This window comes from Azospira sp. I13, from assembly GCF_003112695.1.
Lineage (GTDB): Bacteria > Pseudomonadota > Gammaproteobacteria > Burkholderiales > Rhodocyclaceae > Azospira.
This window is the reverse complement of sequence record NZ_BFBP01000006.1, coordinates 74876-101573: the sequence shown is the minus strand read 5'-3', so window position 1 is coordinate 101573 and position 26698 is coordinate 74876. Positions and strand designations below refer to the sequence as shown.

Below are 26698 nucleotides of genomic sequence, written 5' to 3'. Positions count from 1 at the left end.
GTCCTCGGCGAGAACGCCAGCGTCCTCGGCGGTGCTGTCACCTACGGCGGCAGCGCCTTCGGTGCCATCAACGCCGGCAGCTACGCCATCGCCCCAAGCGGTCTAACCTCCAGCAACTACGCCATTACCTATGTCGATGGTGCCCTGAATGTGGCCAAGGCACCGCTGACCGTCACTGCCGCCAATGCCAGCAAGGTCTACGATGGCCAGGTCTGGAGCGGCCCGGGCGGGCTTTCGGCCTTGCAGTTCGCCGGTTTCGTCAATGGCGAGAACAGCAGCGTGCTGAGCGGCCAGCCCAGTTATAGCGGCAATGCCCAGGGGGCGGTGGATGTGGGCACCTATGCCNATGACCTATCACGGCGGCCAGTTGAGCATCACGCCCCGCTCCCTGGTGGTGAAGGCGGCGGATAGGAGCCGGAGCTATGGGGCAGCCAATCCGCTGGCCGGTCAGGTGGTGGTAGCCGGGGGTTCCCTGGCCCAGGGGGACAGCCTCGGCGAGGCGCATTTGTCTTCCGCAGCCGAGGTCACGGCCGGGGCCGGCCGGCAATTCGCCCTGACGCCCTCCAGTGTGGCCTTTGCCCAGGGCAAGGCGGACAACTACGCCATCACTTACCAGGATGGGACCCTCTCCATCACCAAGGCGCCCCTGACGGTCACGGCCCTGGACGGTCGGGGCTGGGTCGGTTCCCGCCCCTGGCAGGGGGGCATGGGGGTGAGCTTTGCCGGTTTCCTCAATGGGGATGATGCGAGCGATCTGTCCGGCAGCCTGAGCTACGGCGGCTCCAGCCAGGGAGCCCGCAAGGCCGGCAGCTATCTGCTGACCCCGGGCGGGTTCGCCAGCGACAACTACGACATCGCTTATGTCGATGGCAGTCTGACCCTGCGCAATCCGCCTGCGGTGGCCACCGCCAGCAATACCGCGGTACCCGGGGGCGGGCAGTTGCACCGGGTTACCCGGGAGGAGGACAAGGACAGCCGCCTGCCCCAACTGCCGGTGGTGCCGGCCATTCCCCAGTTCGCCCAGGCACCCATGAGCTTTATTCCCTATCTGGCGGTGGGCCGGGACTTCATCGCGCTGCCACGCTGAGGGTGGCGCCCTGGCGCTTTAGTGACCAGGGGGGAGCGGTAGCTTGCCTTGGGGTCGCTTGGGCATGAAGACGACAGGCTGGACGACAGGCGGTGCGCTACGGACCGGCCAGGGGCCGGCCAGCCGTAGCCGGGCCTGAATGCGCCAGCCCAGGAGGACGGCCAGGGCGATGGCGTAGAGGATCGGGTCGAGCAGGGCGACGCGCTTGACCAGCCAGAGGTAGTGGGCGACGCCGAGGATGGCGATGGCGTAGACCATGCGATGCAGTTCTTGCCAGCGCTTGCCGCCCAGGTGGCGGATCGCCCGCTGGTTGGAGGTGAGGGCCAGGGGCCAGAGCAGCACGAAGGCGGCGAAGCCCAGGGTGATGAAGGGGCGCTTGAGAATGTCCCGGGCGATGGCGTCCAGGTCCCAGAACTGGTCCAGCCAGACATAGGCGAGGAAGTGCAGCACGCCGTAGGCGAAGGCGGTGAGGCCCAACTGGCGTCGCAGGCGCAGCAGCCAGTGCCAGCCGGAGAGCTTGCGTAATGGCGTGATGCAGAGGGTGAGGAGCAGGAAGTTGAGCGTCCAGATGCCCAGCCCCCGGCTCAGGGCCTCGATGGGGTTGGCGCCCAGGGTGTCAGCGGCCAGCCCCCAGGCATAGTAGGCGGCAGGGAGCAGGGAAAGCAGCAACAGGACGAGACGGAGTGGATTCAAGGGCGGCGGATGGGGAGTGGTGTTCATGGGGTGCAGTGACAGGTTGTATTGGGTGCTGGCGGGGTGCAGGTAGGACTCAGAAGAAGCGGCGCAGATCCATGCCGCGATAAAGGTCCGCCACCTGTTCCGCATAGCCGTTGAAGGGTAGGGTTGGGCGCTTGCGGAATTCGCCGATACGGCGCTCCGTGGCCTGGCTCCATCGGGGGTGGTCCACCGCCGGATTGACGTTGGAGTAGAAGCCGTATTCGCTGGGGCCGGCCTTCACCCAGGTGGTGCGGGGCTGTTCGGCGACGAAGCGGATGCGGACGATGGACTTGGCGCTCTTGAATCCATATTTCCAGGGCACCACCAGGCGGATCGGCGCGCCGTTCTGGGCGGGCAGCACTTCACCATAGAGCCCCACCGCCAGCAGGGTCAGGGGGTGCCGCGCTTCATCAAGGCGCAGGCCTTCCACATAGGGCCATTCCAGCAGGGGCGAGCGCACGCCGGGCATTTGCGCGGGATCGGCAAGGGTGACGAATTCCACGTACTTGGCGTTGCCCGTGGGTTCCACCCGGCGGATCAGCTCCGCCAGGGGGAAGCCGACCCAGGGGATGACCATGCTCCAGCCTTCGACACAGCGCAGCCGGTAGATACGTTCTTCCAGGGGAGCGAGCTTGAGCAGGCTGTCGATGTCGTAGACGCGGGGATGTTTCACCTCCCCCTCCACCGCCACACTCCAGGGGTGGGTCTTGAGACGACCCGGGGCCTGGCGGGCCGGGTCTTCCTTGGCACTGCCGAATTCGTAGAAGTTGTTGTAGGAGGTGACCGAGGCCAGGGGCGTTGTTTTCTCCTGGCTGCTGTAGGGGCTGGCGCTGAGCGGGCCCAAGGTCGGGCGGCCTTCCGGGGCCGCCCACAAATCCTGCCCCAGGCCGGCCAGGGCAGCGCCGGCCCCCAGGCTTTGGAGCAGGCGCCGCCGTTGCAGGAACAGCGCCTGGGAGGTGATTTCGGAAGGGAGAATGTCGGCAGGTGGGCGAATCAGCATCGGGGTCTCGGTCGATTCGTTCAGCGGGCCACGTGCCAGACGTTATTCACGCCGTCGCCGGTGCTGTCGCCGGGTTTCTGGTCCTTCGCCCAATAGTACAAGGGCTTGCCCTGGAAGGCCCATTGGCGGCGGCCATCCTCCCGATGCACGATGCTCCACTCGCCCTGGGGCTGGGCCATCTCGCCGGCCAGGAAGGGAGGCCAGTTGGTGGCACAGGGGCCGTTGCAGGCACTCTTGCCGCTGTGGGCCGTATCCCGGTCAAAAGTGTAGAGCGTCATACCGTTGGCGCCGGACCACATGCCGCCGTGTCGGGCAGCCGGCTCGTGGTGGGAGGCATACATGCCACCGCAGGCAGTGGTCAGTAGTAGCAGGCCAAGGGCCAGGGCTAGCGGTGGGCGGCTCGTCGTCTTGTTCATGATGTTCTCCTTGCCGGAGGAGGTGCGGCGGCCCACGGGAGGTTGGCTGCCGTTGCCTTCGTAGGGGCTTTGGCAGCGCCGGGCTGGCGGTGTTCCGCCTGGGGCGGAAAATTTCCAGCCGGCCCGGAGGGCGTGGAGAGTGGGGCGAGATGGCGTGAGGGGGGGGTGGTCCGGGCGAGGGCTTGGCGGAAGCCCTGGGCCATGTCGGAAAGGGCTGCGCTGGCAAAGAAAAAGGGTGGCAAGCTTGGCTTGACCACCCTTTCTTCGGCGGCCGTCCGCAGACGGCCCTTCGTGTCGCTTAGCGCAGGCCGGCGGCGTACTCGGCCACAGCCTTGATTTCCTGGTCGCTCATCTTGGCCGCGATGGTGCGCATCATCTTTTCCGGATCGTTGCCGCGTTCGCCGGAGCGGAACTGCTTCAACTGGTTCTCGGTGTACTCGGCCCATTGACCGGCCAGACGGGGGAACTGGGCGGGCAGACCAGCACCGGCGGCGCCATGGCAACCGGCACAGGCAGGAATGCCCTTCTTCACGTCGCCGGCGCGCCACAGCTTCTGGCCTTGGGCGACCAGCTTCTCGTCCTTGGCTTCCTGGGGCTTGAGCTTCTGCTCGGCGAAGTAGGCGGCGACGTTCTTTACATCTTCTTCGGTGGCCAGGGTGGCGGCCATGCCGGACATGATGGCGTTGTTACGCAGGGCGGGCTTGCCGTCGGCGCCAGGCTTGAAGTTGGAAATCTGCTTGGCGATGTATTCGGGCACCTGGCCGGCCAGGTTCGGGTTGGCAGCAGCCAGGCTGTTGCCGTCGGTGCCGTGACAGGCGCCGCAGACGCCTTCGGCAATGGGCTTGCCCTTGGCGGGATCCGGTTTGGCAGCAGCTTCCGGGTTGGCGTGGGCGGTGAAGCTGGCGGCGAGCAGAAGCGCCAGAGCCGTGGTGCGAATCATGTCCAAACTCCTTGTATCGATCCAAAAATCCGGTGAGAGCGGCAACCCGCCGCAGCGGCGCCGTGGAGGACCTTCCCTGGGGCGGTCCGGTATTGGGTGCGGCCGGTTTTGCCGACAGGCGCAGAAGTTTCCCAAAGCAGCCCTGAAAGCGAAACCCGAAACCCTGCTATTCTATATCACTTTGGCGCTCCGACGCGAGGAGCGGAAAAAGGAGAAGGCCCACCATGGCCCTGTTTCAAAAGGCGGTTTTCCTGACCACCGTCGCCCACCTGCGGGATGTGCCTGCGGATGCCCTGGCCGAAGTTGCTTTCGCCGGTCGTTCCAATGCCGGCAAATCGTCCGCCATCAATACCCTGGCCAACCATACCCGGCTGGCTTTCGTTTCCAAAACTCCCGGCCGTACCCAGCACCTCAACTACTTCAAGCTGGAAGAGGGCAAATACCTGGTGGATCTGCCGGGCTATGGCTACGCCAAGGCGCCGGAAGAAATCCGTTCCCAGTGGGAAGGCCTGCTCGGCCCCTACCTGCAGGAGCGGGTACCCCTGGCCGGCGTTGTCCTGATCATGGATAGCCGCCACCCCCTGACCGAGCTGGATCAGGGGCTGATCGACTGGTTTGCCCTGACCGGCAAGCCCATTCACATCCTGTTGTCCAAAGCCGACAAGCTGACCCGCCAGGAGCAGGTGCTGGTTTTGCGCCAGGTCAAGGCAGCCCTGGCCGCGCTGGGCGAACGTTGCACCGTGCAACTGTTCTCCAGCCTGAAGAAGACCGGGGTGGAAGAGGCTGAGAAGGTGATTGCCGGCTGGATGGGCATGGAAGTGCCGCCACCGCGCCCGGCGCCGGCGCCCCGGCCGATCCGTTCGGCCAAGAGCGCTGCCGGCGCCAAGCAGAATCGCACTCACGCACCGGGCAACAAGAAGGCCGTGCTGGCCGGTGGCAAGGCCAAGCCCAAGGCTGCCAAGAGCCCGGAGCAGAAATAAAAAAGCCCCCGGTAAAGGGGTAACCGGGGGCCAAAATGCCTTAACTTGATTAAGGCACCCGCTCAGGGAGGTAAAGCGGGAGACGGTGTGAGCCATCTGCGTACTCAGAGCAGGCTCCCCGGGGAGAAGTTCCCTGTCAGGGCATTTTTTTTGAAAATTTTTTCAGGGTTCCATTTTTGCCTGCCATGACCAAGCAAACCATTTCCGGCCAGTTTTCTGCCACCCGCATGCGGCGCATGCGCCGCGATGACTTTTCCCGCCGCCTGATGCGCGAATCCGTGCTGACGCCGGACGACCTGATCTATCCCGTCTTCGTCCTCGAAGGCAGTAATCGCACCGAAGCCGTGGCCTCGATGCCCGGGGTTTCCCGCCAGAGCCTGGACCTGCTGCTGAAGACCGCCGAGCGGGCCGTTAAGCTGGGCGTGCCCGCCCTGGCCCTGTTCCCGGTGGTGGACGGCAGCAAGAAGAGCCTGGATGCGGCCGAGGCCTACAATCCGGACGGCCTGGTGCCCACCGTGGTGCAGGCCCTGAAGAAGGAATTCCCGGAACTGGGCGTCATCACCGATGTGGCCTTGGACCCCTACACCATCCACGGCCAGGATGGTTTGATCGATGCCAGTGGCTACGTGCTCAATGACGAGACCGTGGAAGTGCTGATCAAGCAGGCCGTCTGCCACGCCCAGGCCGGTGCCGACGTGGTGGCCCCTTCCGACATGATGGATGGCCGCATCGGCAGCATCCGCCAGGCCCTGGAAGCGGAGAAGCTGATCTATACCCGTATCCTCGCTTATTCCGCCAAGTACGCTTCGGCCTTCTACGGCCCCTTCCGGGACGCCGTTGGTTCCGCCGGCAACCTGGGCAAGGGCAACAAGTACACCTACCAGATGGACCCGGCCAATACGGACGAGGCCCTGCGGGAAGTGGCCCAGGATCTGGAAGAAGGCGCCGACATGGTGATGGTGAAGCCGGGCATGCCCTATCTGGACATCGTGCGCCGGGTGAAGGAACAGTTCGGCGTGCCTACCTACGCTTATCAGGTGAGCGGCGAATACGCCATGCTCAAGGCCGCCATCCAGAACGGCTGGCTGGCCGAGGAAGCCTGTGTGCTGGAGGCCCTGCTCTCCTTCAAGCGGGCCGGGGCCGACGGCATCCTCACCTATTTCGCTCTGGATGCGGCGGAGTGGCTGCGGGCCTGATCCCGTACTGCAGTCGCCGCCGCAAAAAAGAAGCCCGCCATTGGCGGGCTTTTAAATTTCGAGAGGTACTACAGAAACATCAGTCGAGGGCGATCTGGGCCTTCAGCCAGAGGGTGCGGCCCGGTTCGTTGATCCGGGTGTTGGGGCTGAAAGCCAGATAACCCGGGATGGTGGCGCCGGACTTGGAAAGGTGTTCGGCGTAGGCCTTGTCGAACAGGTTGTCGATGCCGGCGGTCAGCAGGGTGCTTTTGCTCGGGCGATAGCCGGCGTTGACCGAGAACACGGTGAAACCGCCGGTGCGGCCCAGATCCTTGCCGTTGGTCACGATGTTGCCGGAACCTACGTCGTAGCGGTCCTGGGAGGCCACCATGCGGGCCAGGGCGCCGAAGGACCAGGTGCGGTTGTCGTAATTGACACCCATGCGCAGTTCCAGGGGCGGTTGCTGGGCCAGGGGCTTGCCGTCCGTATCATTGGTGCCGTGCACATAGGCCAGGGCACCGTAGCCCTTCCAGGTCTGAGTGAACTGATAGGCCAGATCGGCTTCGCCGCCATAGACAGTGGCATCCACGTTGCGGGTGACGGCCGGGTTGCCGCCGTTGTCCCAGCGGACCAGCAGGTAATCCTTGACCTTGCTGTAGAAGCCGGAGAGTCCGCTGCTCCAGGGGCCCTGGCGATAGTTGGCGCCCACGTCCAGCTGGGTGGTCTTTTCCGGAGCGCTGCTGAGGAAGCCGCTGCTAGCCGGCGCAAGGGGATTGCCCTTGCCCCGTTCCCAGAAGTCGGCAGTGCGCTCGGAGTGGCCCAGGCCGGCATACCAGGTGCCTGCGCCGGGAATGAAGTCGCTCTCGTAGCGCAGGAAGCCGCTGCTCAGGGTTTCCTTGTCCGTGGCATTGCGGGTGGTGCTGGTGGCCCGCTTGTCCTGCACCTCATGCCAATCCACGCGCAGGCCACCGATGACTCGGTTGTCCTGATTCAGATGGTGGGTGGCTTCGCCGAACAGGCCGCGCTGCTGGAAGACCATGTCTTCGGCCCAGGCCTTGTTCCAGGTGGATGCCTCCGCCAGCCCGCCGCTCATCATGGACATGCCGGAACGGAAGCGGTGGGTGTCCTCCTTGGTATCCATGCCCAGGGTGACCTTGGTCATCTCGCCGGCATTGAGGGTCACCGAGGCCCGGGCACCGGTGGTCTTGCGGTCCGGGTTGCTGACCATGTAGGAAGCGCCGGCCGGCTTGGTGCGCAGGCTGTAGTTGTCCATCACGTGGTCAACATAGTTGTAGTAGGCCAGGGCCTCCACCTTGTCCACCAGGGCGGAGAGCTTGCGCTTCTCGAACTTGAGGGCGATGTTTTCCCGGGCAAACTTGCTGCCGTCCATAGTGCGGTCGGCGTAGGCGGCTTCGCCGTCGCTACGGGCGAGGGAGAGCTCCAGCCGGGTGTTGTCATCCGGCGTGAAGCCGATGGCAGCGTTGGTGCTCCAGCGGGTGTAGCGGGAATGAATGGTCTTGCCGTTGCCGTCCTTGTAGTCGTTGGCATCGGCCCGGGTGGCGCCGGCCTGGACATAGTACTGGCCGTTGCCGGCACGCACGTCGGCGGCCTGGTCGTTGCGGCCGAAGCTGCCCACGGTGAGGCTGCCGCTACCCTTCACGCCGGGTTCGCGGAAGCGCTTGATGTCCTTTTCGAAGAGCACCACCCCGGCGGATTGGCCGGCGCCGTAAAGCACGCTCTGGGGGCCTTTCAGCACGGTCACCCGGTCATAGGAATCCGGGTAGACATAGGCCGTGGGCGGGTCCATGCGGCCGCCGCAGCCGCCGTAGATTTCCTGGCCGTCCAGGAGAATGCCCAGGCGGGAGCCGGAGAAACCCCGCAGCACCGGGTCGCCATCCGTGCCGCCCTTGCGGATGACGGAGAAGCCCGGGATGGCCTTGAGGAAGTCGGCCCCGTCGTGGGCCGGCAGGGGCTGGCGCGGTGCCTTCGGGTCGGTGACCACCTTCAGCGGCTCTTCCATGCGGGGCGCGGTGACCACGACGGAATCCAGGGTGGTGGCCTCCTGGGCCAAGGCGGCACCGGAGAAGGCAAGAAGGACGGCCAGGCTGAGCCGGCTGGGTGTGAACGGCATGGTTGCTCCCCTAAGCAGGTTATTGTGATGACGTTTTAGGGGATGGATTCTGGCGTGCCGGCGGCGTCGCGGGAATGTGACACAGTGTCGCACCGGGATGGTGCGCAGTCCGCCAAGGCAGGTCGGGAGTGGCTCTGTCGGCGGAGTGGGGTGGAGGATGTGGGCAGGAGTGGTGGTGGGGCGGGCGGCTTGATGCAATAAAAAAGCCACCCGGTAGGGTGGCTTTTGCGCTGTCTTCCGGCGGGCTTGCCGGAGGGCGGCTTACAGTTCCTTGGCGTTCTCGGCCAGGTACTTGGCAACGCCGTCGGGGCTGGCGGTCATGCCCTTCTTGCCCTTGTTCCAGCCAGCCGGGCAAACCTCGCCATGCTCTTCGGTGAATTGCAGGGCATCCACCATGCGCAGCATTTCGTCGATGTTGCGGCCCAGGGGCAGGTCGTTGACCACCTGGTGGCGCACGGCGCCGCTCTTGTCGATCAGGAAGGAGCCGCGGAAGGCGACGCCGGGGGCAGCTTCCACATCATAGGCCTGGCAGATGCTGTGCTTGATGTCGGCCACCAGGGGGTAGCCGACCTGGCCGATGCCGCCCTTTTCCACGGGAGTGTTCTTCCAGGCCAGGTGGGTGAACTGGGAGTCGATGGAACAGCCGACCACTTCGACGCCGCGCTTCTTGAACTCTTCCAGACGGTGATCGAAGGCGATCAGTTCGGAGGGGCAGACGAAGGTGAAGTCCAGGGGGTAGAAGAAGAGAACCGCGTACTTGCCCTTGATGTGCTCGGAGAAGGTCATCTCCTTGATTTCGTTGTTGCCATAAACAGCCAGGGCTTTGAAATCGGGGGCTTGCTTACCGACGAGAACGGCCATGTTTTTCTCCTGATGAAGGGGGGAATGGGGGACTGAATTGGAATATGTACTTGAGGTGAATTCGGGGCAAATCCTGCGCCAGGCGCGGCACAGCGTCCCTTTATGACAGCTTTTGAAATCTAACCGAGGGTCCGGCGGCTGTCAATTTCGCAGCAGGGCGGTTTCAAAGCCTGGCAACAGGCCGATGGCCCGGGCCGGTGCGGGCTCCGGTACCAGGTGACCCTGGAAGAGGGCTTCGATCACCGGCGGCTCCTGCCAGGGCTGATCCATGAAGGTCAGGCCGGCCTCTTCCACCAGGGTGCCGGCCCAGTAGGCCTTGGAGATGGCGCCCAGGGTGTCCAGGTCCAGGCTGTGGGGCAGGTGCAGGTAGTCGATCCAGTTGGCGTCGTGATAGGAGCAGGTATAAGGCCCGCGGGTGGTTACCCGGGTCAGCTGCTTGCCGAAGACCCGCCCCGGGTGCTTCTGGCGGTAGTTTTCCGCATCCGTGCGGGTGGCGAAGAGAAACTGGGCGTGGAGCCGGGAGGGATAACGCTCGAAACTGCGCTGGCGGAAAAATTCCAGGTTGTATTCGGCGAAATAGTTGTGCACCAGCTGGGGATTGGTGCCGGAGGGGAAGACGGTGCGCGGCTCGGCATGGGGGCCGCCCGTCTGGAAGTCCCAGCCTGGCAGGGACTCCTCCGGCTCCAGCCAGACATAGAGTTCGAGGGGGGCGGCGCCGTGCAGGAGGTTGTCCATGCCGGCATTGTGTCAGAGGGTCGGGTGCTGTTCAAAACCTATTTGGAATTCAGGTGCCAGGGGGCATTCCGTCGCCTCCACCCGGATCACGTGGGCGCCCGGCGGCCCGTCGTGGCACCAGGCCTCCAGGGCCGTTACGGCCTCCGTCGGTCCCCAGGCCAGGGCTTCCACCGAGCCGTCCAGGCGGTTGCGTACCCAGCCGTTGGCGCCCAGACGCTCGGCCTCCCGGCGCAAGCTCCAGCGGAAGCCCACTCCCTGAACACGGCCGTGGATGTGCAGTAGCACTGCCCGTTCGGTCATGGCTGGGCCGCCTGCGGCTCGCTTTTCGGCGGCAGGAGAATGGTTGCCCGCTGCCAGGCCTCTTCCAGGTTGGCCACCACGTTGTCGTCGCCTAGGTCTTCGGCAAAGCCGGAGCGGAACACCAGGGAGCCGGGCTGGGGGTTGAGTCCGGCCAGGATCAAGTGGCTATCCCGCTTGGCCAGCATTCGGGCCAGGGCTTCCAGGGTGTCCAGGCCGGTGGTGTCCAGGTTGATGACCTGGTGCATGTCGAGAATCAGCACCCGCGTGCCCTGGGCATTCTGCTCCAGCAAGGTTTGCAGCTTGCCGACGGCGCCGAAGAAGAGGGATCCGTAAAGGCTGTAGGCCACCAGGGGCTGCCCGGTGGCCCAGTCCGGTTGGGGCAGGCGCTCCACCTTGGTCAGCTCGGACATGCGGTAGATGAAGAAGAGGGACGCCAGCACCATGCCGATCTCCACCGCCAGGGTGAGGTCGAAGACCACCGTGATGATGAAGGTGGAAAGCAGGATCACCCGGTAATTCATGGAATAGCGGGAGAGCTCCTTGAACTCATGCCATTCCCCCATGTTCCAGGCGACGATCATGAGGATGGCCGAGAGGGTGGCCAGGGGCACGTCGCTGGCCAGCGGTGCGGCTACCAGCACCACCGCCAGCAGGGTCAGGGAGTGGATGATGCCGGCCACCGGGGTACGGCCGCCGGCCCGCACGTTGGTGCTGGTGCGGGCAATGGCGCCGGTGGCGGCAAAACCGCCGACCAGGGGGGCCGCCACGTTGGCGATGCCCTGGGCGATGAGTTCCTGGTTGGGGTCGTGCCGGTCATCGATCTGGCTGTCGGCCACCCGGGCCGAGAGCAGGGATTCGATGGCGCCCAGCAGGGCAATGGTGATGGCCGGGGAAATCAGGTTGCGCAGGGTGGATAGGCTCAGTTCCGGCAGGGCAAATGCGGGCAGGGACTGGGGAATACCGCCGAAGCGGCTGCCAATGGTTTCCACCGGGAATGCCAGCAGGGACTGGGCGGCGGTGCCGGCGATGAGCACTGCCAGGGGGCCGGGCAGCTTGCCCAGCAGCGGCACCTTACCGGCGATGCGCTTGTTCCAGACCACCAGCAACACCAGGGAGGCGGAGGCCAGGGCCAGGGTGGGCAGGTCCGTATGGGGCAGGTTGGCGGCCAGCACCTTCATCTTGGCGAAGAACTCGGCCGGCAGAGCCTCCATGTCCAGGCCCAGGAATTCCTTGATCTGGCTGATGAAGATGAGCACGGCAATGCCGTTGGTGAAGCCGATCACTACCGTGACCGGAATGAAACGGATCAGGGCACCCAGCCGGGCCAGACCCATGCCGATGAGAATCAGCCCCGCCAGCATGGTGGCGATGAGCAGGTTGGCCAGGCCGTACTGGGCGACGATGCCGTAGACGATGACGATGAAGGCGCCGGTGGGGCCGCCGATCTGTACCCGGGAGCCGCCCAGGGCGGAGATGAGGAAACCGGCGACGATGGCCGTCCAGATACCCGCTGCCGGGTCCACGCCGGAAGCGATGGCAAAGGCCATGGCCAGAGGCAGGGCGAGTACGCCCACGGTGAGACCGGCCGACACGTCGCGCCCGAACTGGGCCCGGTCGTAATCAGGCAGGCAGTCCAGGAGCTTCGGTCGGAAGGCGCTCATTGCTGTTCTGTGCTGTCTTGTGTGGGAACCTGATTCAGGGTCTCGCGCAGAATCCGGGCGGCAGCCCAGAGCATGAGACCCAGACCGGCGATAGTACTGAGGAGTGCTTCCCCGGTAGTCGTGGGGAAGTTGCGGAAAAACAGGGGTTCCTTACCCGCGAGGTAGGCCAGGCCCACCGCGAACGCCACCATCCCGGCCACGTCCAGGAGGGCGTAGCCGAGGATCGGCAGGGTCAGGGAAAAGCGGCGTTTGCCTTGGGGCAGGATCATGGCGCTAGACTAGGGCGTGGGGCTGACACAGAACTTACAGTCACTAATATCGGCGGCTTTAGATCGTCCGGTTATTTTACCCGCATCCCGGGCTGGGCGCCGGAATCGGGCGACAGGATGTAGAGGCCGCCGGTCTTGCCTTCCGGATCGGAGGCGGCCAGTACCATGCCTTCGGACATGCCGAACTTCATTTTGCGCGGTGCCAGGTTGGCCACCATCACCGTCAGGCGGCCTACCAGGGTTGCCGGATCGTAAGCGGACTTGATGCCGGCGAAGACCTGGCGCGGCTTCTCTTCGCCGATGTCGAGTTGCAGGCGGATCAGCTTGTCGGCGCCTTCCACGTGGCTGGCGTCCACGATCTTGGCGATGCGCAGGTCCACTTTCATGAAATCGTCGATGGAAATATGGGGGCCGGCTTCGGCGGCGGCCTGGGCCACCTGGGCTTCCTTCTGCTGCTTTTCGGCGTGGCGCTGCTGGGAATGCTCGGCGCCCTTCTCCGCGGCCTTGGCCGGGGCAGCAGTAGCGGCAGGTGCCAGGGAAGCCTTGTTGGCTTCTACCAGAGCCTCCACCAGCTTGGGGTCGATACGGGTCATGAGGTGCTCATAGGGCTGGATGGCGTGGCCGGCGGCCAGCACGGCATTGACGTCGTCCCAGGCGAAGGGGGCGACGTTGAGGAAGGCGGCGACCTTGTCGGCCAGCACAGGCAGTACTGGCTTGAGCAGCACGGTGAGCAGGCGGAAGAGGTTCAGCGCGTTGGTGCAGGCGGCGTGCAGGGCGGCGTCCTGGCCTTCCTGTTTGGCCAGTTCCCAGGGCTTCACCGTGTCCACATACTGGTTCACGCCATCGGCCAGGGCCATGATTTCCCGCAGGGCGCGGCCGAATTCCCGGTTCTCGTAGTAGTCGGCGATGCGCGGTGCGGCTTCCCGGATGGCGGCGTAGGGCGCCAGGGTTTCGTCAGCCACGGCCAGTTGGCCGTTGAAACGCTTGGCGATGAAGCCGGCGGCCCGGCTGGCGATGTTCACGTACTTGCCCACCAGGTCGGAATTCACCCGGGCGGTGAAGTCCGGCAGGGAAAGGTCGATGTCTTCCAGAGTGTTGGTCAGCTTGGCGGCAAAGTAGTAGCGCAGCCATTCCGGGTTGAGGCCCTGTTGCAGGTAGCTCTCAGCGGTGATGAAGGTGCCGCGGGACTTGGACATCTTTTGGCCATCCACGGTGAGGAAGCCGTGGGCAAAAACCTTGGTGGGGGTGCGGAAACCCGCCTGCTCCAGCTCGGCGGGCCAGAACAGGGCATGGAAGTAGAGGATGTCCTTGCCGATGAAGTGGTACAGCTCGGCCTGGGAATCCTTGGCCCAGTATTCATTGAAATCCAGGCCCCGCTTCTCGCAGAGGTTGGCGAAGGAGCCCATGTAGCCGATGGGGGCGTCAAGCCAGACGTAGAAATATTTGCCCGGGGCATCGGGGATCTCGAAGCCGAAATAGGGGGCGTCCCGGGAAATATCCCAGTCGGTGAGCTTGTTTTCACCCTCGGCGCCGAGCCACTCCTGCATCTTGTTGGCGGCCTCGGTCTGCAGGCGGCCTTCCTGGCGGGTCCAGCGACGCAGGAAGTCCTGGCAGCGGGGATCGGAGAGCTTGAAGAAATAATGGTCGGACGAACGCATTTCCGGTTTGGCGCCGGAGACAGCGGAATAGGGGTTCTTCAGCTCGTTGGGGGTGTAGGCGGCGCCGCACACCTCGCAGTTGTCGCCGTACTGGTCCTTGGCGCTGCACTTGGGGCACTCGCCCTTGATGAAGCGGTCCGGCAGGAACATGGACTTGACCGGGTCGTAGAACTGCTCGATGGAGCGCACTTCGATCAGGCCGGCGGCCTTCAGCTTGCCGTAGATATCTTCGGCGCAGCGGCGGGTTTCCGGGGTGTTGGTGGAATAGTAGTTGTCAAAACCCACCAAGAAGCCGGCGAAGTCCCGCGTATGCTCGCCGTAGACCCGCTCGATCAGGGCTTCCGGGGTGATGCCTTCATTTTGGGCCCGCAGCATGATGGGGGTGCCGTGGGTGTCGTCGGCGCAGACGTACCAGCAGTCGTGGCCCCGCATTTTCTGGAAGCGCACCCAGATGTCAGTCTGGATGTACTCCACCAGGTGGCCCAGGTGGATGGCGCCGTTGGCGTAGGGGAGTGCGGAGGTGACGAGAATCTTGCGCTTCATGGGAGGCCCGGAATGTGGATGGAGCAAAGGCGCAAGTTTAACAAACGCCGGGCCACCCCGGGGCTGGGCCTACTGGCCGCGAAAGACCGGGCTGCGCCTTTCCTTGAAGGCCCGCACGCCTTCCTGATAGTCCTCACTGGTGTAAACAATGCGGCGCAAGCCCTGGATGCGCTCGAAATCCTGGGGCGAGAGGCTATGGGCCCCGGCCAGGATGCGCAGTTCCTCCTTCATCACGGCGATGGCGAGGGGAGCGTTGGCGGCGATACGGCGGGCCATGCCGTCAACGAAGCTGTCGATCTCGCTGGCGGCCACCACATGATTCACGATGCCCAGGCGCTCCAGACGCTCGGCGCTGACCGGGCTGGCGGTGAATAGCATCTCCTTGGCGATGTGCAGATGGGCCGCATTGAAGAAGGTGAGTAGCCCCGAAGCGTTGTAGGGCACGCCCATCTTCGCCGGGGTGGCGGCGAAGGTGGCAGCCGGGCTGGCCACCACCACGTCGCAGGCAAAAACCAGCTCGCAGGCGCCGCCCCAGACGCCGCCTTCCACCAGGGCAATGACCGGTGCCGGGAAGGCCTCGATGCTGCGGATCAGGGAGCGCAGCGGGTCGCGCCAGCCCAGGGGGTCCCGGCCATCCGGCAGTTCATCGACGCTGTGGCCGGCGGACCAGACCCGGGCGCCGGGTTCTGCCCGCAGGACCACCGTGCGTACACCGGCGGATTCGAAGCGACCCAGGGCGTCTTCCAGTTCCCTGACCAGCGGGGCGCTGAGGGCGTTGCGCTTGAGGCTGTAGTTGAGGGTAAGGGTGCCGATGGCGTCGTGGATATCGGCCAGGATAAGAGGCATGGCGTGTCCGGGAAGGAGCAATGAAAACGGCATTATGGCCGGCTTTTGTGATGCCTATGCAAAGGGGTGCGTTGGGCGGCGGGGAAAAATTGTTTATACTTGATAAAAATACTCAACTATCCCAGGCATCCACCCAGGAGCATCGTTCCATGAGCCTCAGCGTCGCCGACGTTCAGACTGCCCTGCAGTCTCTGATCGACCCCAATACCCAGAAGGACTTCGTTACCTCCAAGGCCGCCCGCAACATCAAGGTGGACGGAGGCAACGTATCCCTCGACATCGAGCTGGGCTACCCGGCCAAGACCCAGATCGACACCATCCGCAACCGGGTGATTGAGGCCGTCAAGGCCCTGCCCGGTGTGGGTAACGTGTCGGCCAACGTCTATGTGAAGATCGTCTCCCACACCGTGCAGCGGGGCGTGAAGCTGCTGCCGGGTGTCAAGAACATCATCGCCGTGGCCTCCGGCAAGGGCGGCGTCGGCAAGAGCACCACCGCCGTGAACCTGGCCCTGGCTTTGGCCCAGGAAGGCGCTACCGTCGGCCTGCTGGACGCCGACATCTACGGCCCCTCCCAGCCCCAGATGCTGGGTCTGGCCGGCAAGCAGCCCGAATCCAAGGACGGCCAGAGCCTGGAGCCCCTGGAAGCCCACGGCATTCAGGCCATGTCCATCGGCTTCCTGCTGGAAGACGTGGAAACCCCCATGGTCTGGCGCGGCCCCATGGTGACCCAGGCATTGGAACAGCTGCTGCGGGATACCAACTGGCGCGATGTGGACTATCTGGTGATCGACATGCCCCCGGGCACTGGCGACACCCAGCTGACCCTCTCCCAGAAGGTGCCGGTGACTGGCGCCGTGGTGGTCACCACGCCCCAGGACATCGCCCTCATCGACGCCCGCAAGGGCCTGAAGATGTTCGAGAAGGTGGGCATTCCCATCCTCGGCATCGTCGAGAACATGTCCATCCACATCTGTTCCAAGTGCGGCCATGAAGAACACATCTTCGGCCACGGCGGCGGCGAACAGATGTGCAAGGACTACGATGTGGAATTCCTCGGCGCCCTGCCCCTGGAACTGGCCATCCGTGAAATGGCCGACACCGGCAAGCCCACCGTGGTCGGCGCCCCCGATTCCCGTCCTGCTGAAATCTACCGGGCCATCGCCCGCCGGGTGGCGGTGAAGATTGCCGACAAGGCCAAGGACCTGACCAGCAAGTTCCCCAACATCGTGGTACAGAACACGTGAACCCCAGTCTGGCCGAATAGTTTGTTCGGCCCCGGGTAAATATAAAAAAACCGACCCTGATGGGTCGGTTTTTTTATTGCCATGATTTGGCCTGACGGCGTTGCTGAAATATGACGTTGACACAATACGTTTGCATGTTTACATTGGTTAGCACATGCTAGCGAATTGAGGTTTTTATGATTCAGCCCGCTAAAGAAAGAATGGAAACGGTTGGCGTCCGCTTCCCGGTATCGGATATCGAATGGCTCGCTTCCCTGCAGGTCAAGGGTGCCGTGACGCCCTCAGACAAGATACGTCACCTCATTGCCGAAGCCAGGCGACAAGAAGCCGGTACCGCTGACCTGGAAACATGCCTGGCTTGGGCCCGGGATTTGGTGGCCCCCTTTAATAGTCACGTACGACGAGAGGAGTTGCTGGCAGGCGAACATTCGGAGTTACTGGCGCTGCTCGGTGATTGGCTACCCTTGGTATTGGCTCTTTGTCTGGCTGGAGACAACAGCCAAGATTTGATCCGACGGGAGAACTCGCTGGCCAAGTCATGCTTTCAGCTCCTCGAAGGGGTATTGCGCCTTGGGGTCAGCAATCAGGCTCCATGCTATGATCCAAACGTCATAAATCGTTATCTGCCTCGTATTCTGGAGCTTGCCGAAATCATCGCTACCGCCCGGAAATCGGGAAACAAGGAGGAGTTGCACCATGGCTGACAGCATTGGTACCCGAGTTGCCCGGATTGTGGCGGGTAACGTTCATTCCTTACTTGATAGTCTGGAGAATGCAAATCCCGAAGCCGGCATGGGACAGGCCATTCGGGAAGTGGAAAGCGCCATTGACGAGCTGGGCGTTTCCCTGGGTAGGGCTGCTGCTAACAAGCACCTGGCGATTACCAACCTGGCGGAGCAGAATCGCCGGCACGAGCAGTTCGCGTCAGAAGTGGATTTTGCCGTAGGTCAGGGGCGTGACGATCTGGCGAAGGCTGCCATCGCCCGCCAACTGGATATCGAAGCTCAGATTCCGGTTCTGGAAAAAGCCATTGCCAATATCGCTGGCGAGGAAAAGGAACTGGAAGGCTATGTGGCCGCCCTACGTGCCAAGCACCGGGAAATGGAAGATGCCCTGCAACAATTCCTCGCGTCCCGGAGTAACCCGGTGCTTGCCGCCCAAGGCGCCTCCCCGCTGACAAGCAAGGTGGACCGTGCCGGTGCCAGTTTCGACAGAATCCTTGCCCGGCAAAGCGGCATCCCGGGGCTGGGGGCTGGGGTGGATAGCCAGACTGCGGGAAAACTCAAAGAACTAGCCGACCTGGCTCGGCAGCATCGCATCGATGAGCGACTGGCCGTACTAAAAGCCAGGGGGGAGCCGGATTAGGCCTTTGGATCAGTTATGGACATCTTTTTTGCGGAACATAGCCTGCCCTTTTCCGTATCGCTGCTGGTGATGCTCGGCCTGAGTATCTTGGAAGGGATTGCTTTCCTGTTGAGCGGAACGGGACTGTCCGGCGCGGTGGATGGCATTCTGGATTTGCAGCCGAGCGATGGAGATTTCCTTGGTTGGCTGCACGTTGGCCGGGTCCCCCTGCTGATGTTGCTATTGATATTCCTTACCGCCTTTGGCCTGACCGGGCTGTTCATTCAATCGATCGCCTCGCGCCTCTTGGGCACCCCCCTGCCAGCAGTTATTGCCAGCGTTCCGGCATTGTTTTTCGCAGTGCCGATGTTGAGAGGTGGGGGCATGTTGCTAGAGCGCATTCTGCCCCGGGACGAGACCGCGGCTGTCTCCCTGGATGCCCTGGTTGGCCGGGCCGGCATTGTGGTGGGGGCTCCTGCACGTCCTGGTGTGGCCGCACAGATCCGGGTGCGGGATGAACATGGGCGCTCCCATTACGTCATGGCAGAGCCCGATGACGGTACGGAGGTTCTGGAGGATGGTGCCGAGGTTCTGCTGGTTCGCCGTCTCGGCGCCCGCTATCGCGCCATCCCCAATCCTCACCGGGGCCTGCTTCAGCCCTAACCCTTCTTTGGCCACATTTCGCATCAGCTTCAGGGAGAACAAAACAAATGCTGTCAAACAATGTATCGGAACCGCTGTTCCTGGCAGGCCTGCTTTTGGTTGTCATCATGGCGATTGGCCTGGTTCTATCTCGGCTGTATACGCGCTCAACCAAGGAAACGGCCTTTGTCCGCACCGGCATGGGGGGGCAGAAGGTGGTGATGGACGGTGGCGCGCTAGTACTGCCGGTCTTGCACGATATTTGCCGGGTCAACATGAATACCTTGCGCCTGGAAGTCAGCCGAGCCAAGGTTGATAGCCTGATTGCCAAGGACCGTATGCGGGTGGATGTCATGGCAGCCTTCTACGTGCGGGTTCAGCCGAGCGCTGAATCCATTGCCAATGCAGCCCAGACCCTCGGTAACCGGACACTGGAGCCTGCTCTGTTGAAAGAACTGGTGGAAGACAAGTTTGTCGATGCCCTGCGCGCAACAGCGGCTACCATGACCATGCAGCAGTTGCAGGATGCCCGCCAGGTTTTCGTGCAGGGTGTGCAGAATGCTGTATCGGAGGACTTGCTGAAAAACGGCTTGGAACTGGAGTCCGTATCCCTGACCAGCTTGGACCAGACATCCAAGGAGTTTTTCAACCCGAACAACGCCTTTGACGCAGAGGGTCTGACCAAACTGACTGAAGAAACCGAACGGCGGCGCAAGGAGCGCAACGCTATTGAGCAGGACACGGAAGTCCAGGTTCGGCAAAAAAATCTGGAGGCGGAACAAGGCAAGCTGGAGATCGATCGACAGCAAGAGTTTCTCCGCCTCGACCAGCAGCGACAGATAGAAACCCAGCGGGCCGAGCAATCAGCGCTGGTGACCCAGCAGCAGGCGGCCAAACAGAGAGAGGCGGAGCAGGCGAAGATCATCTCGCAACAGGAAGTTGACCAGTCCAGGATCACTGCTGAACGTCAGGTGAAAGAATCCGAAGTGGAAAAGGACCGGGCGGTGCGTCAGCGCCAGATCGAGGCTGAACGAGAGCTGCAGGTAGCCAAGATTTCCCAGGAGCGGACCACGACCTTGGCGGAGCAGGACAAACAGATTTCGGTGGCCGAAAAATCCCGGGCTCAGTCTGAAGCTGAGCGTCTGGCCAATGAGGCCCGGGCCCAGGCGGCTCGCGCGGAAGAGTTGGTGACAACGGCGCGGGAAGTGGCAACCGCCGAACGGGAAAAGCAGGTGGCATTGGTTGAAGCTCAGCGTCATGCCGAGCAACAGGCTATTGGCGTAACGGTTGCTGCCGAAGCAGAGAAAGCCGCGGCGGAAAATCATGCCGAAGCCATTCGTATCAAGGCAGAAGCCCAACGTTTGGCCTATCAAGTGGAGGCCCAGGGTAAGCAGCTGATCAACGAGGCCGTCAATACTTTGCGGGATGCGCAGATTCAACTGCAGATCAAGCTGGCGCTGATTGAACGCTTGCCGGAAATCATTGCCGAGACCGTCAAACCGATGGAGGCTATTGAGGGCATCAAGATTATCCAGGTTGATGGCTTGACCGGTAGTTCCCGCAGCGCTCCCGGCGAACCCGGAGGTAATGGCAACCTGGCTGACCAGGCGGCCAATGCCATGCTGCGTTACCGGGCCCAGCAACCCCTTGTGGATGCCTTACTGGGTGAAATCGGCCTGAAGGGAGGAGATATCAACGGCCTGATTCCTGCGGTGGCATCTGAGGGGCTGGCAGCGGTGGATGCCGTTCCGCCTCCCTCCTCCATAGCCCAGCCATTGTCGGCAGACAAGGAAAATGCGTAACAGGACGATTTTTCCTATTCCCTCAGCCTAAGTGCCAGTAAAATGAGGCCCTTTAATTTTTCTGGCGCTTGGGTAGGCACACATGGCCATCAAATCCGATAAGTGGATCCGCCGTATGGCGGAGCAGCACGGCATGATCGAACCGTTCGCGCCGGAGCTCGTGCGCGAAGTGAATGGCCAGAAGATCGTTTCCTACGGCACCTCCAGCTACGGCTACGATATCCGCTGTGCCGACGAGTTTCGGGTGTTCACCAACATCAACTCGACCATCGTCGATCCGAAGAACTTCGACCCCCAGTCGTTCGTTGAAGTCTCCGGCAAGGGCTATTGTGTCATTCCGCCCAATTCCTTCGCCCTGGCCCGCACCGTCGAGTATTTCCGCATTCCCCGCAGCGTACTCACCGTCTGCCTGGGCAAGAGTACCTATGCCCGTTGCGGCATCATCGTGAACGTCACTCCCTTCGAGCCCGAATGGGAAGGCTATGTGACCCTGGAGTTTTCCAACACCACGCCCTTGCCTGCCAAGATTTACGCTGGCGAGGGTTGTGCCCAAGTGCTGTTCTTCGAGTCTGACGAGGTCTGCGAGACTTCCTACAAGGACCGGGGGGGCAAGTACCAGGGCCAGGTGGGCGTCACCCTGCCCAAGATCTGACGCTGCCGCGTCGGTCGCCACCGCTTTCATCCGCTCTTCATCCGGCCGGACCACAATCGATGTCTTTCCATCCTTTGTCGTCCGGCCGTCATGTCATTTACCACCCGGCTATTCCCTGAGGGTTCTGCCATGCGCTTTCACTTCCCCATCATCATCATCGACGAAGACTTCCGCTCCGAGAATGCCTCGGGCCTGGGCATCCGGGCGCTGGCGGAGGCCATCCAGGCCGAGGGCCTGGAAGTGCTGGGGGTGACCAGCTACGGCGACTTGACCTCCTTTGCCCAGCAGCAGAGCCGGGCGTCCACCTTCATTCTGTCCATCGACGACGAGGAGTTCTCCTCCCCCGAGGCTTCCGCCAAGGCCATCGCCGGCCTGCGCGCCTTCGTCAGTGAAATCCGCCTGCGCAACAGCGAGATTCCCATCTTCCTGCACGGCGAAACCCGCACTTCCCGCCACATCCCCAACGACGTGCTGCGGGAACTGCATGGCTTCATCCACATGTATGAAGACACGCCGGAATTCATCGCCCGCAACGTGGTGCGGGAAGCCAAGGCCTACCTGGAATCCCTGCCGCCGCCCTTCTTCCGGGCCCTCACCCACTACGCCTCGGACGGTTCCTATTCCTGGCACTGTCCCGGCCACTCCGGCGGCGTCGCCTTCCTGAAGAGCCCGGTGGGCCAGATGTTCCACCAGTTCTTCGGCGAGAACATGCTGCGCGCCGACGTCTGCAACGCCGTGGAGGAACTGGGCCAGCTGCTGGACCACACCGGCCCGGTGGCGGCCTCCGAGCGCAATGCGGCACGCATTTTCAACTGCGACCACCTGTACTTCGTCACCAACGGCACCTCCACCTCCAACAAGATCGTCTGGCACTCCACCGTGGCCCCCGGCGACATCGTGGTGGTGGACCGCAACTGCCACAAGTCCATCCTGCACGCCATCATGATGACCGGCGCCATCCCGGTCTTCCTCATGCCGACCCGCAACAACTTCGGCATCATCGGCCCCATTCCGAAGAGCGAGTTCGCCTGGGAAAACATCCAGAAGAAGATCGCCGCCAACCCCTTCGCCACGGACAAGAACGCCAAACCCCGGGTGCTGACCATCACCCAGTCCACCTACGACGGCATCCTCTACAACGTGGAAGCCATCAAGGAAGAGCTGGACGGCAAGATCGACACCCTGCACTTCGACGAAGCCTGGCTGCCCCACGCCGCCTTCCACGACTTCTACGGCGATTACCACGCCATCGGCGCCGACCGGCCCCGCTGCAAGGAGTCCATGGTCTTCTCCACCCAGTCCACCCACAAGCTCCTGGCCGGCCTTTCCCAGGCCTCCCAGATCCTGGTGCAGGATGCGGAGAACAGCCACCTGGACCGGGACGTGTTCAATGAGGCCTACCTCATGCACACCTCCACCAGCCCCCAGTACGCCATCATCGCCTCCTGCGACGTGGCCGCTGCCATGATGGAAGAGCCGGGCGGCACCGCCCTGGTGGAGGAATCCATCGCCGAGGCCCTGGACTTCCGCCGCGCCATGCGCAAGGTGGACGAGGAGTGGGGCTCCGGCTGGTGGTTCAAGGTATGGGGCCCGGACGACCTCTCCGAGGAAGGCATCGAGGAGCGGGACGCCTGGATGCTCAAGCCCGGCGACCGCTGGCACGGCTTCGGCAACCTGGCCGACGGCTTCAACATGCTGGACCCGATCAAGGCCACCATCATCACCCCGGGCCTGGACGTGGACGGCGAGTTCGCCGAGCGGGGCATTCCCGCCGCCATCGTCACCAAGTACCTGGCCGAACACGGCGTGATCGTGGAGAAGTGCGGTCTCTATTCCTTCTTCATCATGTTCACCATCGGCATCACCAAGGGCCGCTGGAACAGCATGGTGACCGAGCTGCAGCAGTTCAAGGACGACTACGACAAGAACCAGCCCCTGTGGAAGGTCCTGCCCGCCTTCGTCGCCAAGCACCCGCGCTACGAGCGCGTCGGCCTGCGTGACCTGTGCAAGGAAATCCACGCCGTCTACCGCGCCAACGATGTGGCCCGCCTCACCACCGAGATGTACCTCTCCGACATGGTCCCGGCTATGAAGCCCGCCGATGCCTTCGCCAAGATGGCCCACCGGGAAATCGACCGGGTGCTCATCGACGAACTGGAAGGCCGGGTTACTTCCGTGCTGCTGACGCCTTACCCCCCGGGCATCCCCCTGCTGATCCCCGGCGAGCGCTTCAACAAGACCATCATGCAGTACCTGCAATTCGCCCGGGACTTCAACGAGAAATTCCCCGGCTTCGAGACCGACATCCACGGGCTGGTGAAGGAAGAGCGAAATGGCAAGGTGGGGTACTACGTGGATTGCGTGCGCTGAGGCGGACGCCATTCAGTAAAAAAGGGGCCGTCAGGCCCCTTTTCCTTTGCCGAAACCCCGGTGGGGTTGGCACTGATTCGCTTACTCGCTGGCGCGCGATTCTGGCGGGAGTCAATGCCAGGCGAAGTACTTAGCGGACGGTAGCGGACGGACGGCGTTCCAGCAGCGTGAAAGCATAGGTCGGTTCGCTGCCGGTGCCCGCCTGGCGCCGGGTTTCCTGCCACTCCCCGGCGGGCACGGTGGGGAAAAAAGCATCGGCAGCCGGCGCGTCCTCGACCCGGGTCAGGTAGAGACGGTGGGCCTGGGGCAGGGCCAGGGTGTAAAGCTCTGCACCGCCCATGACGAACACTTCGCCGCTGCCAGCGGCCGCCAGAGCCTCTTCCAGTGAGTGGCAGAGGGTGGCGCCGGGGGCGGCATAGTCCCGATTGCGGCTGACCACGACATTCAGTCGGCCGGGCAGGGGGCGAAAGCGCTCCGGCAGGGATTCCCAGGTCTTGCGACCCATGATCACCGGGCGGCCCAGAGTGGTTTGCTTGAAATAGGCCATGTCTTCCGGCAGGCGCCAGAGCAGGGCGTTGTCCCGGCCGATTTCGCCGTTGCGGCCGACGGCGGCAATCAGGGCGACGATCTGGCCTGCGATCTGAGCGGTGGGAGCGGTCTTAGAGTTGTCCATGGCGGCGGCAGTAGGCGATGAGGCCCCGGGTGGAATCGTCCAGCCCGTCGTCGGGCGTTCCTTCCAGGGCGGGCAGCAGGCGGCCGGCGAGCTTTTTGCCCAGCTCCACCCCCCACTGATCGAAGGAGTTGATGCCCCAGATGACGCCCTGAACGAAAACCTTGTGTTCGTAGAGGGCGATGAGCAGGCCCAGGTGGTAAGGGTCCAGGCGGGGCAGCAGCAGGGTGGTGGCGGGCTGGTTGCCGGCGAACACCTTGTAGGGCAGGACCTCCTGAATTTCGGCGGCGCTGCGGCCTTCCAGCTCCAGCTCGGCCCGGGCCTCGGCTTCGGTGCGGCCAAAGGCCAGGGCGGCGCTCTGGGCCAGGCAATTGGCCAGCAGGGGGCCGTTGTGGCCGGGCAGGGGGTAGTCGCTGGTGGCGGCGACGATGAAGTCGCTGGGGATCAGCCAGCCGCCCTGGTGCAGCAGCTGGAAGAAGGCGTGCTGGCCGTTGATGCCGATCTCGCCCCAGACGATGGGATTGGGCTGGCAGGAGAGGGGCTGGCCATTGCGATTGACCATCTTGCCGTTGCTCTCCATTTCCAGCTGCTGCAGGTAGCCGGGCAGGGAACGCAGGGATTCGTTGTAGGGCAGGATGGCCAGGGTGGAGGCGCCGAGGAAGTTGGTGTTCCATATGCCGATGAGGGCCATCAGCACCGGTAGGTTGCGCTCCAGGGGCGCTTCCTGGAAGTGCTTGTCGAGGGCCTGGGCGCCGGAGAGCAACCGCTCGAACTGGGTCATGCCGATGGCCAGGGCCAGGGCCAGGCCCACAGCAGACCACAGGGAATAGCGGCCGCCCACCCAATCCCACATGGTGAAGATGTTGTCGTGGGATAGCCCGAACAGGCCGGCTTCTGCCGGGGCAGCGGTGACCGCGACGAAATGGCGGGCCAGGGCGGCAGCTTCGTTTTCCGGGCCTGCAGCGGCCAGCAGCCAGTCCCGCGCGGTCTGGGCGTTGCGCAGGGTTTCCTGGGTGGTGAAGGTCTTGCTGGCGATGATGAAGAGGGTGCTGCGCGGGTCCAGCGTCTCCAGCAGGGGCGCCAGCTGGGCGCCATCCAGGTTGGAGACGAAGTGCACATGCAGGGCCGGGTGGTCGTAGGCCGACAGGGCCCGGGCCGCCATCTTCGGCCCCAGGTCGGAGCCGCCGATGCCCAGGTTCACCACATGGCGAATGGCTTCGCCGGAGTAGCCGCGCCACAGGCCGCTGCGGACCCGCTCCGAAAACTGCCGCATCTGGGCCCGTACTGCGCGGACATCGGGCATCACATCCCGTTCCGGCCCGGGGAAGGGGCCGGTGCCCATGAAGCGCAGGGCCGGGTGCAGCACGGCCCGGTTCTCGCTGACATTGATCGTTTCGCCGGCGAACATGCGGTCCCGCCAGCCTTCCACATCAGCGGCCCGGGCCAGGGCCGTCAGCAAGGGCAGGGTCTCGGTCGCAATGCGCTGCTTGGAAAAGTCGGCGAGAAAATCCCCCAGACGGCAGGAGAGGTGCTCAAAGCGCTGGGGCTCGAGGGCGAAGAGTTCCCGCAAGTGCTTGCTGCCGATGGCCTGGCGGTGGGCCAGCAGGGCCTGCCAGGCGTCGCTGTGGGTAATGTCCAGGGTCATAGAAGGCGGATGCGGTCGTTCAGATGGCGATGGGGGCTGCGATGGAGGGGTGGGGGTCGTAGCCTTCCAGGGCGATGTCCTCGAAGCGGAAGGCGAACAAGTCCTTCACCTCGGGATTGAGCTCCAGGCGCGGCAGTGGCCGGAAATCCCGGGTCAGTTGCAGGCGGGCCTGCTCCAGATGGTTGCTGTAGAGGTGGGCATCGCCCAGGGTATGCACGAAGTCGCCGACGCCGTAGCCGCAGACCTGGGCCACCATGTGGGTGAGCAGGGCGTAAGAGGCAATATTGAAAGGCACGCCGAGGAAGATGTCGGCACTGCGCTGGTAGAGCTGGCAGGATAATTTGCCGTCGGCCACGTAGAACTGGAACAGGCAGTGGCAGGGCGGTAGCGCCATGGAATCCACATCGCCGGGGTTCCAGGCGGAAACCACATGGCGGCGGGAATCCGGATTTTTCTTCAGGTTTTCCACCAGCTGCCCCACCTGGTCGATCACCCGGCCATCGGGCGTTTGCCAGCGGCGCCACTGCTTGCCGTAGACCGGCCCCAGGTCGCCGTTGGCATCGGCCCACTCGTCCCAGATGGAGACGCCGTTGTCCTTGAGATAACGGATATTGGTGTCGCCCTGCAGGAACCATAGCAGTTCGTGAATGATGGAGCGCAGATGCAGCTTCTTGGTCGTCATGACGGGAAAACCGTCGGCCAGATTGAAGCGCATCTGCCAGCCAAAGACGGAGCGGGTGCCGGTACCGGTACGGTCGGTTTTGACGTGGCCGTGTTCCAGCACGTGGCGCATGAGATCGTGATACTGCTGCATGGCGGTGACCCTAAAGCGAAGGCGATAACCGGTGGCATTGTAAAGCAGCCGCTTGTCGGTCGGCCATGAACGGCGCGAATGGCCTTGGGAAGAGTGGGGCTAATGACGTATGCTTGGTTCCGTTTGCCGTTTTTTCGGCTGTAGCCCGGGTTTTCCGGCGCATTCGGCGAAATCCGGTTCTATACTCAAAAAACAT

26 protein-coding genes are annotated in these 26698 nt (G+C 63.4%); 11 read left to right on the top strand and 15 right to left on the bottom strand.

From position 1 onward, the window contains the following. On the top strand, positions 1-411 hold a 411-nt coding region (locus tag AZSI13_RS06795; RefSeq protein ID WP_235609699.1), incomplete at its 5' end, for an MBG domain-containing protein. Then, on the top strand, positions 347-1087 hold the full coding sequence (locus AZSI13_RS06790; protein ID WP_165833373.1) for an MBG domain-containing protein: 741 nt from the start codon (positions 347-349) through the stop codon (positions 1085-1087). The genes AZSI13_RS06795 and AZSI13_RS06790, both read left to right, overlap by 65 nt. 18 nt (positions 1088-1105) lie before the next feature. Here AZSI13_RS06790 and AZSI13_RS06785 read toward each other — a convergent pair whose 3' ends face one another. The 4 genes from AZSI13_RS06785 to AZSI13_RS06770 form a co-directional block, all read right to left on the bottom strand. After that, complete coding sequence (locus AZSI13_RS06785) at positions 1106-1807, bottom strand: sulfite oxidase heme-binding subunit YedZ (RefSeq protein WP_109040427.1); 702 nt, start codon at positions 1805-1807, stop codon at positions 1106-1108. 49 nt (positions 1808-1856) lie between these two features. Further along, positions 1857-2804 (bottom strand): protein-methionine-sulfoxide reductase catalytic subunit MsrP, encoded by a 948-nt coding sequence (gene msrP / locus AZSI13_RS06780; RefSeq protein WP_109040426.1) that lies wholly within the window; start codon positions 2802-2804, stop codon positions 1857-1859. 20 nt (positions 2805-2824) lie between these two features. Beyond that, positions 2825-3220, bottom strand: a complete 396-nt coding sequence (locus AZSI13_RS06775; protein ID WP_201262326.1) for a hypothetical protein — start codon at positions 3218-3220, stop codon at positions 2825-2827. A gap of 298 nt (positions 3221-3518) precedes the next feature. After that, entirely contained in the window at positions 3519-4160 is a 642-nt protein-coding gene (locus AZSI13_RS06770; protein ID WP_109040425.1) for a cytochrome c, read from the bottom strand. A gap of 224 nt (positions 4161-4384) precedes the next feature. Between AZSI13_RS06770 and yihA the strand changes: the two genes are divergently transcribed. Together yihA and hemB are read left to right on the top strand one after the other, a co-directional pair. Next, positions 4385-5140: a ribosome biogenesis GTP-binding protein YihA/YsxC gene (gene yihA, locus AZSI13_RS06765; protein WP_109040424.1), complete on the top strand. Its 756-nt coding sequence runs from the start codon at positions 4385-4387 to the stop codon at positions 5138-5140. 185 nt (positions 5141-5325) lie between these two features. Beyond that, the gene (hemB, locus tag AZSI13_RS06760) at positions 5326-6336 is read left to right on the top strand and encodes a porphobilinogen synthase (protein WP_201262325.1); all 1011 of its coding nucleotides are present in this window, start codon (positions 5326-5328) and stop codon (positions 6334-6336) included. A gap of 79 nt (positions 6337-6415) precedes the next feature. Here the strand turns inward: hemB and AZSI13_RS06755 are convergent, their stop codons facing one another. The 8 genes from AZSI13_RS06755 to scpB all read right to left on the bottom strand — a co-directional run bounded on the left by AZSI13_RS06755 (position 6416) and on the right by scpB (position 15319). Further along, positions 6416-8446, bottom strand: coding sequence for a TonB-dependent copper receptor (locus AZSI13_RS06755; protein ID WP_109040423.1), 2031 nt, complete (start codon positions 8444-8446; stop codon positions 6416-6418). A 261-nt stretch (positions 8447-8707) separates the two neighbouring features. Then, positions 8708-9307, bottom strand: a complete 600-nt coding sequence (locus AZSI13_RS06750) for a peroxiredoxin (RefSeq protein WP_109040422.1) — start codon at positions 9305-9307, stop codon at positions 8708-8710. Positions 9308-9448: 141 nt separating this feature from the next. Next, positions 9449-10042, bottom strand: coding sequence for a hypothetical protein (locus tag AZSI13_RS06745; protein ID WP_109040421.1), 594 nt, complete (start codon positions 10040-10042; stop codon positions 9449-9451). Between the two features lie 12 nt (positions 10043-10054). Then, positions 10055-10342, bottom strand: a complete 288-nt coding sequence (locus AZSI13_RS06740; protein WP_109040420.1) for an acylphosphatase — start codon at positions 10340-10342, stop codon at positions 10055-10057. Next, positions 10339-12003 carry a SulP family inorganic anion transporter gene (locus tag AZSI13_RS06735; protein WP_109040419.1) on the bottom strand — a complete coding sequence of 555 codons (1665 nt, stop codon included), beginning with the start codon at positions 12001-12003 and terminating at the stop codon, positions 10339-10341. Before AZSI13_RS06735 ends, AZSI13_RS06740 begins: the two co-directional genes overlap by 4 nt. Then, the gene (locus tag AZSI13_RS06730; protein ID WP_109040418.1) at positions 12000-12272 is read right to left on the bottom strand and encodes a hypothetical protein; all 273 of its coding nucleotides are present in this window, start codon (positions 12270-12272) and stop codon (positions 12000-12002) included. The genes AZSI13_RS06735 and AZSI13_RS06730 overlap by 4 nt, the downstream gene beginning before the upstream one ends. 71 nt (positions 12273-12343) lie before the next feature. Then, positions 12344-14473, bottom strand: a complete 2130-nt coding sequence (gene metG, locus AZSI13_RS06725) for a methionine--tRNA ligase (RefSeq protein WP_109040417.1) — start codon at positions 14471-14473, stop codon at positions 12344-12346. Positions 14474-14542: 69 nt separating this feature from the next. Continuing rightward, positions 14543-15319 (bottom strand): methylmalonyl-CoA decarboxylase, encoded by a 777-nt coding sequence (gene scpB, locus AZSI13_RS06720; RefSeq protein ID WP_109040416.1) that lies wholly within the window; start codon positions 15317-15319, stop codon positions 14543-14545. A 149-nt stretch (positions 15320-15468) separates the two neighbouring features. Between scpB and apbC the strand changes: the two genes are divergently transcribed. The 7 genes from apbC to AZSI13_RS06685 all read left to right on the top strand — a co-directional run bounded on the left by apbC (position 15469) and on the right by AZSI13_RS06685 (position 23373). After that, positions 15469-16563 (top strand): iron-sulfur cluster carrier protein ApbC, encoded by a 1095-nt coding sequence (gene apbC / locus AZSI13_RS06715; RefSeq protein WP_109040415.1) that lies wholly within the window; start codon positions 15469-15471, stop codon positions 16561-16563. Between the two features lie 176 nt (positions 16564-16739). Beyond that, on the top strand, positions 16740-17267 hold the full coding sequence (locus tag AZSI13_RS06710) for a hypothetical protein (protein ID WP_109040414.1): 528 nt from the start codon (positions 16740-16742) through the stop codon (positions 17265-17267). Then, entirely contained in the window at positions 17260-17928 is a 669-nt protein-coding gene (locus AZSI13_RS06705) for a PspA/IM30 family protein (RefSeq protein WP_109040413.1), read from the top strand. The genes AZSI13_RS06710 and AZSI13_RS06705 overlap by 8 nt, the downstream gene beginning before the upstream one ends. Positions 17929-17943: 15 nt before the next feature. Then, positions 17944-18570, top strand: coding sequence for a YqiJ family protein (locus tag AZSI13_RS06700; RefSeq protein WP_109040412.1), 627 nt, complete (start codon positions 17944-17946; stop codon positions 18568-18570). Between the two features lie 47 nt (positions 18571-18617). Beyond that, complete coding sequence (locus AZSI13_RS06695; protein ID WP_109040411.1) at positions 18618-20351, top strand: flotillin family protein; 1734 nt, start codon at positions 18618-18620, stop codon at positions 20349-20351. A gap of 82 nt (positions 20352-20433) precedes the next feature. Next, positions 20434-21003 (top strand): dCTP deaminase, encoded by a 570-nt coding sequence (dcd, locus tag AZSI13_RS06690; protein WP_109040410.1) that lies wholly within the window; start codon positions 20434-20436, stop codon positions 21001-21003. A gap of 129 nt (positions 21004-21132) precedes the next feature. Beyond that, positions 21133-23373 carry an arginine/lysine/ornithine decarboxylase gene (locus AZSI13_RS06685; protein ID WP_109040409.1) on the top strand — a complete coding sequence of 747 codons (2241 nt, stop codon included), beginning with the start codon at positions 21133-21135 and terminating at the stop codon, positions 23371-23373. Between the two features lie 130 nt (positions 23374-23503). Here the strand turns inward: AZSI13_RS06685 and AZSI13_RS06680 are convergent, their stop codons facing one another. The 3 genes from AZSI13_RS06680 to AZSI13_RS06670 are packed head-to-tail and all read right to left on the bottom strand — an operon-like array spanning position 23504 to position 26502. Further along, a complete protein-coding gene (locus AZSI13_RS06680) occupies positions 23504-24046 on the bottom strand; it encodes a dihydrofolate reductase (RefSeq protein WP_109040408.1) in 543 nt (180 codons plus the stop codon). Continuing rightward, positions 24033-25688, bottom strand: a complete 1656-nt coding sequence (pgi, locus tag AZSI13_RS06675; RefSeq protein ID WP_109040407.1) for a glucose-6-phosphate isomerase — start codon at positions 25686-25688, stop codon at positions 24033-24035. Before pgi ends, AZSI13_RS06680 begins: the two co-directional genes overlap by 14 nt. 19 nt (positions 25689-25707) lie before the next feature. Beyond that, entirely contained in the window at positions 25708-26502 is a 795-nt protein-coding gene (locus AZSI13_RS06670; protein WP_109040406.1) for a thymidylate synthase, read from the bottom strand. Positions 26503-26698: the final 196 nt, after the last annotated feature.